The sequence below is a fragment of the Microbispora sp. H10949 genome (assembly GCF_014161435.1).
GTDB classification, from domain to species: Bacteria; Actinomycetota; Actinomycetes; order Streptosporangiales; family Streptosporangiaceae; genus Microbispora; species Microbispora triticiradicis.
In genome coordinates this window covers 111029-124687 of record NZ_JABBWZ010000014.1, presented here as the reverse complement: position 1 = coordinate 124687, position 13659 = coordinate 111029, and the positions used below count along the sequence as shown (strand labels likewise).

Sequence of the window (13659 nt, the reverse complement as noted above, 5' to 3'; positions counted from 1 at the left end):
CCCGCTATCCCAGCAGGGACAGCAGGTCGCGGTCCCCGCGTTCGCGCAGCCGCGCGAGGATCTCCGGCCGCCCGGCGGGCCCGGTGAGCCCGACCCGCGTCGCGATCACCCGTGCCGCCTGCTCGGGCGTGCCGCCCGGAGCGGTGTAACCGACGAGGCGCAGCGCCCGTCTCGTCTCGTCACCGCCGGCCGCCGGCAGGTGCCGTACGCGCAGCAGGCCCTCCTCGGACAGGGTCAGGAAGATGTGGCTGCCCTCCTCGGCCGCGACCTCGGTGAGGATCCGCCGCAGCGAGCCCAGCGACGGCCGGGTGTGCCAGGAGAGGCCGATGTCCCCTGCGGCGCTCTGCACGGTCCGGGTGTCGCCTGGGGCGAGCCCGACGTAGGCCGCGAACCCGGTCGGCAGCATCACCTCGGCGCCGCCGAGATGTTCGCCGGAGACGTCGACCCGCAGCCACCACCTGCCGTCCGGCTGCCGGAAGCACCGCCGGGTCAGCGACACGTCCTTGAGCCCGCTCCCGCGGGGCACCCGCTGCGCGCGTAACTGGGGGACGCTGTCCAGCCACTCCCTGGCCGCGTCGGGACGGACGCCGAGTGAGCGGACCAGTTCGAGCGCCTGCGAGACGGTCGGCGGCCGCTCGGCGGCGGTGATCAGGCCGCGGGTCCGCTCCCGCAGGTCCTCGATGTCCCCGGCCACCAGCCAGTCGCCGGAGAGACGGTGGTCGGGCAGCGTGGCGAGCACGAACCGCCAGGCGGGCACCTCGAGCGAGCGCAGTTCGCGCCCGTGCCAGTCGGCCGCCCCGACCAGCCGCGCCTTCGGGACCGCGACCCCGAGCGCGGCGGTGAGCCGGGCCAGGTGCTCGTTGTACGGCGCCGCCTCCGGTGACGCGAGCCAGTGGGCGATCCGGCCGCGCAGGGCCGCCTCGGCGCCGGCGAGGACCTCGGGGGGTACGGCGAGCAGCTTGGCCAGCTGCTCGGGCGCCGACGGGTCGTCGGTGAAGACCCGGTTCTGCGCCACCATCCAGGTCTGGTCGTCGAGGTCGGCGAAGGCCGCGTCGATCAGCTCGGGCAGGCCGGCCGGCTCCGGTTCCGGCTCGGGCTCTGGTTCGGATTCGGGTTCCGAGGAAGGCTCCGGAGTCGTCCGCGAGGACTCCGCCAGCCGGGCGAAGACGGCGGAGAACAGGGCGGTGAGCACCGGCCGCGCCTTGACGAAGGGCTGGTCGGCCAGCTCCCGGCCGGACAGCGCGAGCAGGCCGTGCCATGATCCCGCCCGGTCGAGCGCGATCGCGACCTGGGGGTCGTCGGCCTCGTCGGGATCCAGCACGTGCAGCGCGGGCAGCACGTCGCCCACGGCGGCGGCGGGCCAGTGCTCCAGCGCGAGGACGGTGAGCAGCTCGGCGAGCGCCTCGGCGTCCGCGACGGCCAGCACCCGGTGCAGGGGGAGCGTGCGCCACCAGGCGTCGGGCAGGCCCGGCCGGTCGAGCGTCCCGATGCGGGCGGCATCACTCCAGCGCAGTGGTGGCACGAGGTCACTCAGGCAGAAGTTCATGCTGTCCCCATCGCTCACAAAGACCAGACCATAGTCTGGCAAATCGCCTCGCCGTGCTGGAGATTCCCGACTCAGTTGTCGGCTCAGTGGCGTTCGGCGGCGAAACGGAGGCGTACGTAGTCGGCCATCCAGCCCGACTCGCGCCGCAGCGCCGGGGCGGCCAGCTCGTTGACCCGCCGGAGCAGCGGCTCGACGGTCGCCGGAGGGACCCGGTCGAGCAGCGGGCCGGCGAACAGCCGCACCCAGTCGGCCGCGCCGTTGGGGCACTCGTCGAGAGGCGTGGGACGGTCGAAGTGTTCGAGCAGCCGCACCGTGAACCCGCCCTTCTCCAGCCGCAGGGCGTACTCGGCCGGGCCGGGGAAGTACCACGGCAGCTCGGGCTCGCGCAGGCCGTGCTCGCGCCAGGCGGTGAGCATGGCCGAGGTCAGGGCCGCGCAGTTGCCCGCGCCGCCCATCTCGGCGACGAACCGGCCACCCGGCCGCAGCGCCTCGCGCACGCATTCGATCACGGCGTCCGGGTCGCGGCTCATCCAGTGCAGGGCGGCGTTCGAGAAGACCGCGTCGTACGACTGGGCCACGGTGAAGTCGTGGCCGTCGCCGACGGTGAAGTCGAGGCCGGGGTGATGGGCGATGGCCTGCTCGATCATCGCGTGGGAGCCGTCGATGCCCAGCACGTGGGCGCCGCGCGCCGCGATCTCGGCGGTCATCACCCCGGTGCCGCAGCCGAGGTCGAGCACCCGCTCACCGGGGCGGGGGTCGAGCAGGTCCACCAGCGGCGCGCCGACGGGCGAGACGTAGCCGAAGGAGCTGTCGTAGGCGCGAGCGTTCCATCGAGTGGGACTGGGAGTTTCGTACCTCAAGATCGGCTCGCATTCTTACTGGCCGGTGCCGGGATCACCACGCTTCGATCCGCGGCTTGGCCACCACGCCTTGATCACCACGGTCTCGTGCCGACTGAGACTCCTGGGATCTGGTGGGATTCCGGTGGGATGCGACACACTTTACGGCTTCCGCCGCCTCTGCGAGTGTCAGCCGACATCCTTCGCCCAGTGTGTGGCCAGGTACGCCTTGGCCTTGTCCTGCTCGGGGATGGTGAGGATCACCGGGTCGCCGGACGCCTCGGGCAGCCGGGCGGCGGCGTCCCCGTCGAGGGCCCCGCGCGTCTGCATCGCCTCCATCCGCGACGGCCGGGCGTAGGCCTTGAGGAAGAGGTTCTGTCCCTCGTCGGACAGCAGGAACTCCTCCCACAGCCGGGCGGCGGCCGGATGCGGCGCCGCGGCGTCGATCGCCTGCATGTAGTAGGAGGCGAGCACCGCGTTCTTCGGGATCGTGACCCGCCAGGCCGCCGCGCCGCGCCCGCCCGCGGCCCGCGCCGCGTTCATGAAGTCCCAGTCCACCACCGTCGTGGCCTGGTCGGGACGGCCGAGCATGCCGCCCTTGCGCAGCCGCGCGAACAGGTTCACCCCGCGCGCGGCGTCGGGCAGCCCCTGGCCGAGCGAGGCGGCCATGACGCCGCTGAACGCCGACGCCACCTGCCGGGGGTCGCCGGGCAGCGCGACCGTCGTCCCCGGCCGGGCCAGCGCGGCGTACGACGCCGGGGCGGGCACCTTCCTCGGGTCGTAGCCGATCGACATGTATCCGCCGTAGGCGGCGTACCAGCGGCCGTCCTGGTCCTTGGCCTCGTCAGGGATGTCCGCCCAGCCCGTCACCCGGTACGGCGCGAAGAGCCGGGAGTTGGCCACCGCGACCTCCAGCGTGACGTCGAAGACGTCCGGCGCCTGGGCCGTCCCGCGCAGGCGGGCAGCGGCGTCGATCTCCTGCCGGCTGCTCGCCTCCGGCATGACCGACGTCACCTTGATCCCGTACTTGTCGGAGAAGCGGGCGATGATCTCCTTGTAGCCGACCCAGCCGCCCGGCAGGCCCACGACGGTGAGCGCGCCCTCCTTGCGGGCGGCGTCGACGAGCCTGTCCATCGTGCCGAACCCGTCGGCCAGACTGGCCGCGCGGGGATTCAGCGGAGGCGGCGGCCTGTCCGGCGTCCGCTGCCGGGAGCACGCGGAGGCCGCGGCCAGGAGGACCGCCGCCGAGGAGATCGTCACGACACAGGCGCGTAGGGTCACGTCGCGTATGCTCCGCCCCGCCGGCGCGGCCGGTCGAGGCGGCGCGCTGCGGGATTGCCGCCTGATTACCTCGGCTGTCCGGGCGGCACGACCTTGGCGGCGGCGAGGGTCTCCTCGTCGATCTCGACGAGGCTTCCGTCCCGTTTCCGCACGGTGAGCACCCCGTCGCGCCAGGATTCCAACACGCCGACGGCGTCCCGGTACCCACCTGGCGCCCTGCGCCGGGTGGTCACGCGTTGGCCCACGTCGGCGGGCGTGATCGCGACAACGAGACGGGCTCCGGCCCGAGGGGCCACGACGATTGCCCCCCTCCTGTTCCGGCTGGTAAGCAGGCACCGCAATACTAGGGCTAGCAACCCGCGGTCGAGCCGTGCAACCCAGAAGGAGCCCGAGGTGACGTACGTCATCGCGCAGCCTTGCGTGGACGTCCTGGACAAGGCGTGCATCGAGGAGTGCCCCGTCGATTGCATCTACGAGGGCGAACGCATGCTCTACATCCACCCCGACGAGTGCGTGGACTGCGGGGCGTGTGAGCCGGTCTGCCCCGTGGAGGCGATCTTCTACGAAGACGACCTTCCCGAGCAGTGGAAGGACTTCTACAAGGCCAACGTCGACTTCTTCGAGGAGCTGGGCTCGCCCGGCGGCGCCTCGAAGGTCGGGAAGATCAACAAGGACCACCCGGTGGTCGCGGCGCTTCCGCCGCAGAGCGAGGAACACTAAAGAGTCACCGACCCTCGCGGGCCCGCTCCGTCACGACTGGGGGATTTCCTTTGATCGCGTTGCCCGACTTTCCATGGGACCGGCTGGTGCCGTACCAGGAGGTGGCGCGGGCGCATCCCGGCGGGATCGTCGACCTGTCGGTCGGCACGCCGGTCGATCCGGTTCCCCCCGTCGCCCGCCAGGCACTCTCCGCCGCCGCCGACAGCCCCGGTTATCCCCTGACGTACGGCACGCCGCGGTTGCGTGAGGCGGCCGCGGGCTGGCTACGGCGGCGGCACGGGGTCGTCGTCGACCCCGCGGACGTGCTGCCGACGATCGGCACGAAGGAACTGGTGGCCTGGCTGCCGACGCTGCTCGGCGTGCGGCCGGGGGAGCGGGTGGTCTTTCCCGCGCTCGCCTATCCCACCTACGACGTTGGGGCCAGGCTCGCCGGAGCCGAGCCCTACGCGACCGACGGGCTGCTCTCGCTGGGGCCCGAGCGGGTGCCGCTCGTCTGGGTGAACTCGCCGTCCAACCCCACGGGACGGGTCCTGCCCGCCGAGCACCTGCGCAAGGTGGTCGCGTGGGCGCGGGAGCACGGCGCGATCGTCGCCTCCGACGAGTGCTACATCGAGCTCGGCTGGGAGGACGAGCCGCTGTCGGTCCTCCATCCGGACGTGTGCGAGGGCTCGCACGAGGGGCTGCTCGCGGTCCACTCGCTGTCGAAGCGGTCGAATCTCGCCGGATACCGCGCGGGGTTCGTCGCCGGCGACCCCCGGCTCGTACGGCGGCTGCTGGAGGTGCGCAAGCACGCGGGCATGATCATGCCCGCTCCGGTGCAGGCCGCGATGGCGGCCGTGCTGGACGACGACGCGCACGCCGACGAGCAGCGGGAGCGGTACGCCCGCCGCAGGGCGGCGTTGCGCCCCGCGCTGGAACGGGCGGGCTGGCGGGTGGAGCACTCCGAGGCCGGGCTCTACCTCTGGGCCGCCAACGGCGAGGACTGCTGGGACCAGGTGCGCGCGCTGGCGGACCGGGGCATCCTCGTCGCGCCGGGCGAGTTCTACGGCGACGCCGGGCGTGGTCACGTCCGTGTCGCGATCACCGCCACCGACGAGCGCGTCGATGCGGCGGTGAGCCGCCTCCAGTAGGATCGCGCGCCATGACGACAACGATCGTGATCGTGCTGGGCCTCGCCACGGTCGTCGTCCTGCTGGGTGCCGTGATGGCGAGCCGGCGCAGCCGTACGCGTCAGCCGGTGCGCACCCCGCCCACCGCCCCGGGAGAATCGGCGGCGCGGGACCTCGCGTCCGATCCCGACTACTTCGACCCCCGCACGATCAAGGTGGGGGACACGGTCTACGTGGAGGCCGCCCGCTACCGGGCCGTCGGCGCGGTGCACTGCGCGGTGCAGGGCGAGCAGTGGACCGACTACCTCCTCGACGAGGGCGCCCGCCGGTACGACAACTGGTTGTCGGTCGCGGAACGGCCGGGTCCGGGGGGTGAGCCGTCCCACCTGGAGGTCCTGCTGTGGACCGACGTGCCGACCCAGGGGATGGTGCCGGCCAAGCACATGCTGATCGTCGACGGCGTCGAGTTCTCCCCGATCGAGCGGGGCACCGCAGCCTTCCGGTCCGAGGGGAGGACGGGCCTGCCCGAGCGCGGGCTGCTCGACTTCGCCGACTACCGCGCGGGTGACGGCCGCCTGCTGTCGTTCCAGCGTGTGCAGGGCGGCCAGTGGGAGGCGGCGTACGCCCGTCCCCTCACTCCCGGATCCGTCCGCGCGGAACGACTGCCCTGATCACCGGGGTAGGTTCTGGATCGTGGAACGGCGCCTTACCAAACCTGTCGTGACCGTCGTGGTCATCGTCGTCCTGCTGGGCGGGGCGATCTTCTACGGCGCCTATCACCTGCTGAAGCGGACCGAGCCCTTCGCGCTCGGGGAGCACTGCCTCGTCACGACCCCCGAGGGAACGCTCGACATCGACATCGAGCAGGCCCAGGTGGCGGCCACCGTCGCCGCCGTCGCGGCCCGGCGCAAACTGCCCGAGCGGGCCCTCCAGATCGCCTACGTCACCGCGATCCAGGAGTCCAAGCTGGCCAACCTCCCGTACGGCGACCGCGACTCGGTGGGGGTCTTCCAGCAGCGGCCCTCACAGGGCTGGGGGACGGTCGAGCAGTTGCAGGACCCGGTCTACGCGACCCGCAAGTTCTTCGCCGCCCTGGAGAAGGTGAAGCACTACCGGACCCTGCCGCTGCACGACGCCGCCCAGGCCGTGCAGCGCTCCGCCGACGGCTCGGCCTACGCCGAGCACGAGCAGTCCGCCCGGATCCTGTCCGCCGCGTTCACCGGGCGGGTCCCGCGGGCCGTCCACTGCTGGTACCCGCCGGCCGCCAAGCCGGTCAAGCCGCAGGCGGAGACGGCCCGCAAACAGCTCGTGCGGGCGCTCGGCACCGAGGCGGCCGGCAAGCGCGGCTGGCTGGTCGCCGCCTGGTACGTCGCCCACGCCAAGAAGTACGGCCTGCGCGAGGTGCGGTTCGAGGGGGTCGCCTGGACGGCGGCCGCCGGGCACGACGGCTGGCGCAAGGACGCCAAGCCCACCGACTCCGTCCAGGTGGCGTAAGGTCGGGAGGCATGCGACTTGACCTTGCCGAGGACGTGGGCGCGCTGACCGCGCGGCTGGTGGACATCGAGTCGGTGAGCGGCGCGGAGAAGGCGCTGGCCGATGCCATCGAGGAGGCCCTCCGCGCCCTGCCCCACCTCACCGTGCTGCGGGACGGCGACGCGGTGGTGGCGCGGACCGATCTCGGCCGGGCCGAGCGCGTGGTGATCGCCGGGCACATCGACACGGTCCCGGTGGCCGGAAACCTGCCGAGCAGGACCGAGGACGGCATGCTGTACGGCTGCGGCACCTCCGACATGAAGAGCGGGGTGGCGGTGCAGCTCAAGCTCTGCCTGCTGGCCGCGCCGAACCGCGACCTGACCTTCGTCTTCTACGACTGCGAGGAGATCGAGGCCGAGCGCAGCGGGCTGCTGCGGCTCACCCGCACCCACCCCGAGTGGCTCGCCGGCGACTTCGCGGTCGTGATGGAGCCGACCGACGGGCTCATCGAGGGCGGCTGCCAGGGCACGCTGCGCGCCGAGATCACGGTGAAGGGCGTCCGGGCGCACAGCGCCCGCTCCTGGGAGGGCGTCAACGCCGTCCACGGGATCGCGCCGGTGCTGGACCGGCTGGTCCGGTACGAGCCGCGCAGCCCGCTGGTGGACGGCCTCCGGTTCCGGGAGGGGCTCAACGCGGTCGGCGTACGCGGCGGGGTGGCCGGCAACGTCATCCCCGACGAGTGCGTGGTGACCGTCAACTACCGCTTCGCCCCCGACCGGACGATCGAGGAGGCGTTCGCGCACGTGTGCGAGGTGTTCGACGGCTTCGACGTACGGCTCACCGACGGCTCTCCCGGGGCGCGGCCGGGACTGAACGACCCGGTCGCCGCGGCGTTCGCCGCCGCGATCGGCGGCACGCCCCGGGCCAAGCTCGGCTGGACCGACGTCGCGCGTTTCTCCGCCCTGGGTATGCCCGCCGTCAACTGCGGTCCGGGCAACCCCGACGTCGCGCACACGGCGGGAGAGAGCGTGAGCCTGGCCAAGATCGTCGAGAGCGAGCGCCGCATGACGGAGTGGCTTACCGAGAAGGTCGGCGGTAGATAGAAGAAAGTGGCTCTCCTCGCCGGCCATTTGGCGGGGAGAGCCACTTTCGTCCCGAGCAGCACCCTCGTTTCTTAGACGGAGCCTCGGCGAGGAGCGGTTCCCTCCCGCCAAGATTTCATCCAAGATTTTTTCGCCGGTCCCGACGGCGGCCGTTAGCGTGACGGGCATGAACTACACCCGACCCGAACGCCGGCAGGGCCCATCGCTGGTTCGCGGCGGCCTCGTCCCCGAATCCACCCACGACCAGCGCCTGCTCGACCGCCGGGGCCCCACCGGCTGGCTGCACGAGGACCCGTGGCGGGTCCTGCGCATCCAGTCGGAGTTCGTGGAGGGCTTCGGCGCCCTCGCCGACCTTCCCCCGGCCGTGACGGTCTTCGGGTCGGCCCGCACCGGTCCCGACACCGCCGAGTACGAACTCGGGGTGAAGGTGGGCGCGGCGCTCGCCAAGGCGGGCTACGCGGTGATCACGGGTGGCGGCCCCGGGGTGATGGAGGCGGCCAACCGCGGCGCGCTGGAGGCGGGCGGCGTCTCGGTGGGCCTCGGCATCGAACTGCCGCACGAGCAGCGGCTCAACGACTACGTCGATCTCGGCATCGAGTTCCGGTACTTCTTCGTCCGCAAGACCATGTTCGTGAAGTACGCCAGCGGGTTCGTGGCCCTGCCCGGCGGGTTCGGCACGCTCGACGAGCTGTTCGAGGCGCTGACGCTGGTCCAGACGCGCAAGGTGACCTCGTTCCCGGTGATCATGATGGGCGTGGCCTTCTGGACCCCGCTGATCGACTGGATCCGCGACACCCTGATGGCGTCCGGCAAGATCTCCCCGCAGGACGTCGAGCTGGTCACGGTCACCGACGACCCCGACGAGGCCGTACGGACCATCGTGGAGGCGGACCGCCGCGACCCCAACAAGTAAGGTGTCCGGGTGTTCGTGTGCGTCTACTGCTCGTCCAGCCAGCGAATCGACCGCAAGTACGCCGACCTCGCCCGGGAGGTGGGCACGGAGCTGGCCCGCCGGGGCCACGGGCTCGTCAGCGGCGGCGCGGTCGTCTCCTGCATGGGCGAGGTCGCGCGGGCCGTCCGCGCGGGCGGCGGCCGGACGGTCGGCGTGATCCCCCAGGTGCTCGTGGACATCGAGATCGCCGACACCGACTCCGACGAGCTGATCGTCACCGCGGACATGCGCGAGCGCAAGGGGGTCATGGACGCCAGGTCCGACGCCTTCCTCGTGCTCCCCGGCGGCATCGGCACGCTGGAGGAGCTGTTCGAGATCTGGACCTCCAGGGTCCTCGGCATGCACGAACGGCCGCTGGTCGTGCTCGACCCGTGGGGGCTCTACGGCCCCCTGCGCGTCCTGGTCGACGGCATGTACGAACACGGCTTCCTGCGGCCCGACGCCTTCGACGCGATCGCGTGGGCGACCACCGTGGACGAGGCCCTCGATCTGCTCGAACGGCCGGTCCCGCAGTTGCGCCCCACCGGAGAGGAACTCGGCGAGAGCTGACCGCCCGGAGGACGGGCCCGGCTCAGGCCAGCCCGCGGCGGGTCAGGGCCGGGGGCCGGCGGCCCAGCAGGGCCTCGGTCATGTCGAGCGCCTGCCGCACGGAATGGGAGACCGCGGGGTGGGAGGTCGCGGGGTGGGACGTCCGGAAGACGCCGGCGCCCGCCCAGGCGTACGCCGCGGCGGCGGCGATCGCCTCGGTCTCGTCCTCCGGCAGCGTCACCAGGACGGTGCGCCCCGCCCGGACCAGGGCGGACACCTCCGGCAGCGAGGCGGCCTCGGCCCACTCCGGGTCGGCCGGGTCGTCCGGCCCGATCACCAGCGTCATGCCTTCCATGCTCGCACGCACACGAGTTGTGGCACGATTCGTATGTGCTGGTCGTACTCGTCATCGCCGGGCTCGCCGTGATCGCGTGTGTGGTGATGGTCTCGCTGGGCCATGGGGGTGAGATGGCGGAGTTCTCCTCCGACGCTCCGCCGCTCGGCCTGCCCGCCGCCGGACAGTTAACCCCCACCGACCTGATGACGCTCAGGCTGCCGATCGGTCTCGTGGGCTACAGCACCCATGCCGTGGACGAGACCCTGAACCGGGTGTCGATCGCGCTCGCGGAGCGGGACACCCGCATCGCCGTGCTGGAGCAGCGGGTGGCCGAACTGGCCCACGGACGGCCGGGGGCGCGCGACGCGGCCGACGACGCGACCGAAGACAAGACTGAGAACAGGACCGAAGAACTCCCAGGCGAAAGGGCCGACGACAGGGCCGGCGACCAGCCCGAGGTGCCCGTGCCGGCGGCCAGGGAGGGCAGGGACGGCGACCGTTCCGACGCCGAAGAGACATGGTGACCGAGTGACCACGGAGCTGACCACGGAGGTGACCACGGTCATCCGGTGCGGCTGGGCGGGGTCCACGCCGGACTACGTCGCCTACCACGACGAGGAGTGGGGCCGGCCGGTCCGCGGCGACGACCTCGTCTTCGAGCGGATCACCCTGGAGGCGTTCCAGTCCGGCCTGTCGTGGCTGACGATCCTGCGCAAGCGGGAGAACTTCCGCAAGGCGTTCGCCGGGTTCTCGATCCCCGCGGTGGCGGCCTTCGACGAGGCGGACGTGGAGCGTCTGCTCGCCGACGCGGGCATCGTGCGCAACCGCGCCAAGATCGAGGCCGCCGTCGCCAACGCCCGCGCCGCCGCGGAGTTGCCGGGCGGGCTGTCGGCGCTCGTGTGGCGGTACGCCGAGGAGCCCGGACGGACGCCCCCGGCGACCCTCGCCGACGTCCCCGCCCGCACCCCGGGCTCCACCGCCCTGGCCAAGGAGCTGAAGAAGAGCGGCTTCCGCTTCGTCGGGCCCACCACGGCGTACGCCCTGATGCAGGCCATCGGCCTGGTCAACGACCACGTCGCCGACTGCCACGTCCGCGAGGCCGTCACCGCTCTCCGCGGCGCCTGACCGCGGCGGGTCTCAGCTCGCGGCCAGGTTGCGGTCCACGAACGCGGCGGCGGCCGGCAGCAGCCGGGCGGCCTCCTGGTCGAAGAAGGCGCGGGCCTTCTCACCCGGCCAGCCCGGCGGCAGCAGGTCGGCGGGCAGGCCGGGGTCGCGGAACAGGAAGTTGCGCCAGCCGTGCACCAGCTCGCTGCGGACCGCGAAGACCTGGTCGTCCGGTGCCCCCTCCGGCAGCGAGCCGATCAGGTCGGCCGCGCTGGTAAGCCAGTCCTCGTACGCCCTGCCGACGGCGTCCAGGTCCCACGCGCGGGCGAGCAGGTTCCGCGCGTCGCCCTCGTAGGCTGCGTCGAACCGGTGGCCGGGGATTCGCAGCGCGTCGAGCTCCGGCGACGGCCGCGGCCCGATCCAGGTGGTTTCGGACAGCGGCGCGTACCCGAGGAAGGCGAGGTCGGAGCGGAGGCGCTCGCGCCGCGCCCGGTCCCTGACCGGTTCGAGCACCAGGACGTGCCACCGCCCGTCCCAGGGGGCGTCGCCCCCGCGGTACACCCGGGCCGCGGCGTCGTCGAGCCTGCGCTCGCACTTCGGCGTGACGGCGTACCCCGGTCCCTGCGGGAGCCGTACGGGATCGAGCCAACCCTGCCGGACCATGCGGGAGATCGCGGTCCGCACGGCCGGCGCCGCGATGCCGAGCGGCGCGAGCAGCCGTACGAGCGCGGCCACGGAGGCGCGGCCGCCACGGGTGCGGAGGTGGTCCCCATAGAGATCGAAAAGCGCGGCTCGGGCGTTCACGCCACCCAGTGTGGGGTCACGTCCCGCCCTCCGACAACGCGCGCGGTGCGTGCATTGATCCACCTACCGGGGCCGGGCCGTTACCTTTTTGAGCTCCGAGGCGGGATAATAGAACATCACAGAAACGTGAATACGCCGGTTACCCCCTGGGGCGGCCGACAAGGCGGGAAGGGATACACGCATGGCGGCGATGAAGCCGCGGACCGGTGACGGTCCGCTGGAGGTCACCAAGGAAGGGCGGGGCATCGTCATGCGGGTCCCTCTGGAGGGTGGCGGCCGACTCGTCGTGGAGCTCTCGGCGGACGAGGCCAGCGCCCTCGGCGACGCGCTGAAGAAGGTCGTCGGCTGATCATCCGGCCGGCTTGTTGATCCACGGCCCTGGCGGCGGGTCCCTCCGCGCCGGGGCCGCCCTGTTGGAGGTGGACGTGCCCATCGAGACCACGCCGGTCCTCTCCGGCCCCCGCACCGCCGGGCCCGCGCCGGAGGCGGACCTCGTGGCCGTGCCCTTCGGCCCCGGACCCACCCTGCCCGCCGTGCCCTGGGCGGAGCTGCCGGTGCCGGCGGACGCGCTGCTCGCGCAGTACGAGGCCAAGGGCGAGCCCGGCGAGGTCGTCGAGGCGACCGCCCCGCGGGAGGGCGGGCTGCGGCGCGTCCTGTTGTACGGCGTCGGCGACGGCTCGCCCGGCGCGCTGCGCAAGGCCGGGGCGGCCGTCGCGAGACGGGCCAGGCGCCGGGCGTCGCTGTCGGTCGTGGTCCCCGCCGTCGAGGGGGCCACGGCGCCCCTGGTGGAGGGGGCGCTGCTGGCGTCGTACTCGTTCACCATCGGCGACGGCCGCGCGGGGAAGCCGGTGCGGGAGATCGTCTTCGTCGGCGGCGACGAGCGGGAGCTGCGGCGGGGCGAGGCCCTCGCGCGGGCCACCGCGCTCGCCCGCGACCTTGTCAACACCCCCGCCAGCGTGAAGACCCCCGCCTGGCTCGCGGACCGGGCGGTGGAGGTGGCGGCCGGCGCCGGCCTGGACGTGCGCGTCTGGGCGGGGCCCGAGCTCGACGAGTTCGGCGGCATCCGGGCCGTCGGCCAGGGGTCGGTGAACCCGCCGCGCCTCGTCCGGCTCTCCTACACGCCGGAGAACCCGCGCGCCCACGTGGTGCTCGCCGGGAAGGGCATCACGTTCGACTCCGGCGGCCTGTCCCTGAAGCCCACCGAGGGCATGAAGACGATGAAGACCGACATGGCCGGCGGCGCCGCCGTCATCGCCGCGATGAGCGCGCTGGCGGACTTCGAGGTGCCGGTGCGGGTGACCGGGCTCGTGGCCTGCGCCGAGAACTCCATCTCCGGCTCCGCGCAGCGCCCCGGCGACGTCATCAGGCAGTACGGCGGGCGGACGGTCGAGGTGCTGAACACCGACGCGGAGGGCCGCCTGGTGCTGGCCGACGCGCTGGCGTACGCGGACGCCGAGCTCGACCCCGACGTCGTGATCGACGTCGCCACCCTGACCGGCGCGGCCAAGATCGCTCTCGGCCCGGCGATCGCGGCCCTCTACTCGACCGACGAGGAGCTGGCCGCGGGCCTGGCCGGCGCGGGGGAGGCCACCGGGGAGCGCCTGTGGCGGATGCCGCTGATCGACGACTACCGCGCGATGCTCGACTCCGACGTGGCCGACCTGGCGAACGTCGACCGGGCGATGTCGGGGTCGGCGGGGTCGATCCTCGCGGCGCTGTTCCTGCGCGAGTTCGCCGGCGGGCGGCCCTGGGCGCACCTCGACATCGCGGGTCCCGCCCGGGCGGGCTCCGACGAAGGAGAGATCACCAAGGGCGGCACCGGCTTCGGCGTCCGCCTGCTCCTGCGCTACCTGACCGGCTGAC

At 72.9% G+C, this 13659-nt stretch carries 16 protein-coding genes; 11 read left to right on the top strand and 5 right to left on the bottom strand.

The annotated features are described in order from the left end of the window. Positions 1 to 4: 4 nt before the first annotated feature. From HHX40_RS31310 to HHX40_RS31300, 3 genes are all read right to left on the bottom strand, one after another. Entirely contained in the window at positions 5 to 1564 is a 1560-nt protein-coding gene (locus HHX40_RS31310; protein WP_182883457.1) for a hypothetical protein, read from the bottom strand. Positions 1565 to 1629: 65 nt separating this feature from the next. Continuing rightward, on the bottom strand, positions 1630 to 2406 hold the full coding sequence (locus HHX40_RS31305) for a class I SAM-dependent methyltransferase (protein ID WP_111701354.1): 777 nt from the start codon (positions 2404 to 2406) through the stop codon (positions 1630 to 1632). A gap of 168 nt (positions 2407 to 2574) precedes the next feature. Continuing rightward, the gene (locus HHX40_RS31300) at positions 2575 to 3666 is read right to left on the bottom strand and encodes an ABC transporter substrate-binding protein (protein ID WP_138462758.1); all 1092 of its coding nucleotides are present in this window, start codon (positions 3664 to 3666) and stop codon (positions 2575 to 2577) included. 393 nt (positions 3667 to 4059) lie between these two features. Between HHX40_RS31300 and fdxA the strand changes: the two genes are divergently transcribed. From fdxA to HHX40_RS31260, 7 genes are all read left to right on the top strand, one after another. Then, positions 4060 to 4386 (top strand): ferredoxin, encoded by a 327-nt coding sequence (gene fdxA / locus HHX40_RS31290; RefSeq protein ID WP_111701357.1) that lies wholly within the window; start codon positions 4060 to 4062, stop codon positions 4384 to 4386. A gap of 50 nt (positions 4387 to 4436) precedes the next feature. Then, positions 4437 to 5516, top strand: a complete 1080-nt coding sequence (gene dapC / locus HHX40_RS31285) for a succinyldiaminopimelate transaminase (RefSeq protein ID WP_111701358.1) — start codon at positions 4437 to 4439, stop codon at positions 5514 to 5516. Positions 5517 to 5527: 11 nt separating this feature from the next. Next, positions 5528 to 6166, top strand: a complete 639-nt coding sequence (locus HHX40_RS31280) for a DUF4178 domain-containing protein (RefSeq protein ID WP_182883456.1) — start codon at positions 5528 to 5530, stop codon at positions 6164 to 6166. A 49-nt stretch (positions 6167 to 6215) separates the two neighbouring features. After that, complete coding sequence (locus HHX40_RS31275) at positions 6216 to 6989, top strand: hypothetical protein (protein WP_111701360.1); 774 nt, start codon at positions 6216 to 6218, stop codon at positions 6987 to 6989. Between the two features lie 11 nt (positions 6990 to 7000). Further along, positions 7001 to 8071 (top strand): succinyl-diaminopimelate desuccinylase, encoded by a 1071-nt coding sequence (dapE, locus tag HHX40_RS31270; RefSeq protein ID WP_182883455.1) that lies wholly within the window; start codon positions 7001 to 7003, stop codon positions 8069 to 8071. Positions 8072 to 8237: 166 nt separating this feature from the next. Further along, positions 8238 to 8984 carry a TIGR00730 family Rossman fold protein gene (locus HHX40_RS31265; RefSeq protein WP_182883454.1) on the top strand — a complete coding sequence of 249 codons (747 nt, stop codon included), beginning with the start codon at positions 8238 to 8240 and terminating at the stop codon, positions 8982 to 8984. 9 nt (positions 8985 to 8993) lie between these two features. Next, complete coding sequence (locus HHX40_RS31260) at positions 8994 to 9572, top strand: TIGR00730 family Rossman fold protein (protein ID WP_182875887.1); 579 nt, start codon at positions 8994 to 8996, stop codon at positions 9570 to 9572. Between the two features lie 22 nt (positions 9573 to 9594). On the opposite strand, the gene HHX40_RS31255 is transcribed toward HHX40_RS31260, so the two are convergent. Continuing rightward, positions 9595 to 9897 (bottom strand): hypothetical protein, encoded by a 303-nt coding sequence (locus tag HHX40_RS31255; RefSeq protein WP_182883453.1) that lies wholly within the window; start codon positions 9895 to 9897, stop codon positions 9595 to 9597. A 44-nt stretch (positions 9898 to 9941) separates the two neighbouring features. On the opposite strand from HHX40_RS31255, the gene HHX40_RS31250 reads away from it, so the two are divergent. Next, positions 9942 to 10412 carry a hypothetical protein gene (locus HHX40_RS31250; protein ID WP_182883452.1) on the top strand — a complete coding sequence of 157 codons (471 nt, stop codon included), beginning with the start codon at positions 9942 to 9944 and terminating at the stop codon, positions 10410 to 10412. Positions 10413 to 10416: 4 nt separating this feature from the next. Beyond that, positions 10417 to 11013, top strand: coding sequence for a DNA-3-methyladenine glycosylase I (locus tag HHX40_RS31245; RefSeq protein WP_396777314.1), 597 nt, complete (start codon positions 10417 to 10419; stop codon positions 11011 to 11013). A gap of 12 nt (positions 11014 to 11025) precedes the next feature. Here HHX40_RS31245 and HHX40_RS31240 read toward each other — a convergent pair whose 3' ends face one another. Next, on the bottom strand, positions 11026 to 11796 hold the full coding sequence (locus HHX40_RS31240; RefSeq protein ID WP_182883451.1) for a PaaX family transcriptional regulator C-terminal domain-containing protein: 771 nt from the start codon (positions 11794 to 11796) through the stop codon (positions 11026 to 11028). Positions 11797 to 11977: 181 nt separating this feature from the next. Between HHX40_RS31240 and HHX40_RS31235 the strand changes: the two genes are divergently transcribed. Both HHX40_RS31235 and HHX40_RS31230 read left to right on the top strand, forming a co-directional pair. Continuing rightward, positions 11978 to 12145: a DUF3117 domain-containing protein gene (locus HHX40_RS31235; protein WP_076433904.1), complete on the top strand. Its 168-nt coding sequence runs from the start codon at positions 11978 to 11980 to the stop codon at positions 12143 to 12145. Positions 12146 to 12221: 76 nt separating this feature from the next. Further along, a complete protein-coding gene (locus HHX40_RS31230; RefSeq protein WP_310738368.1) occupies positions 12222 to 13658 on the top strand; it encodes a leucyl aminopeptidase in 1437 nt (478 codons plus the stop codon). Position 13659: the final 1 nt, after the last annotated feature.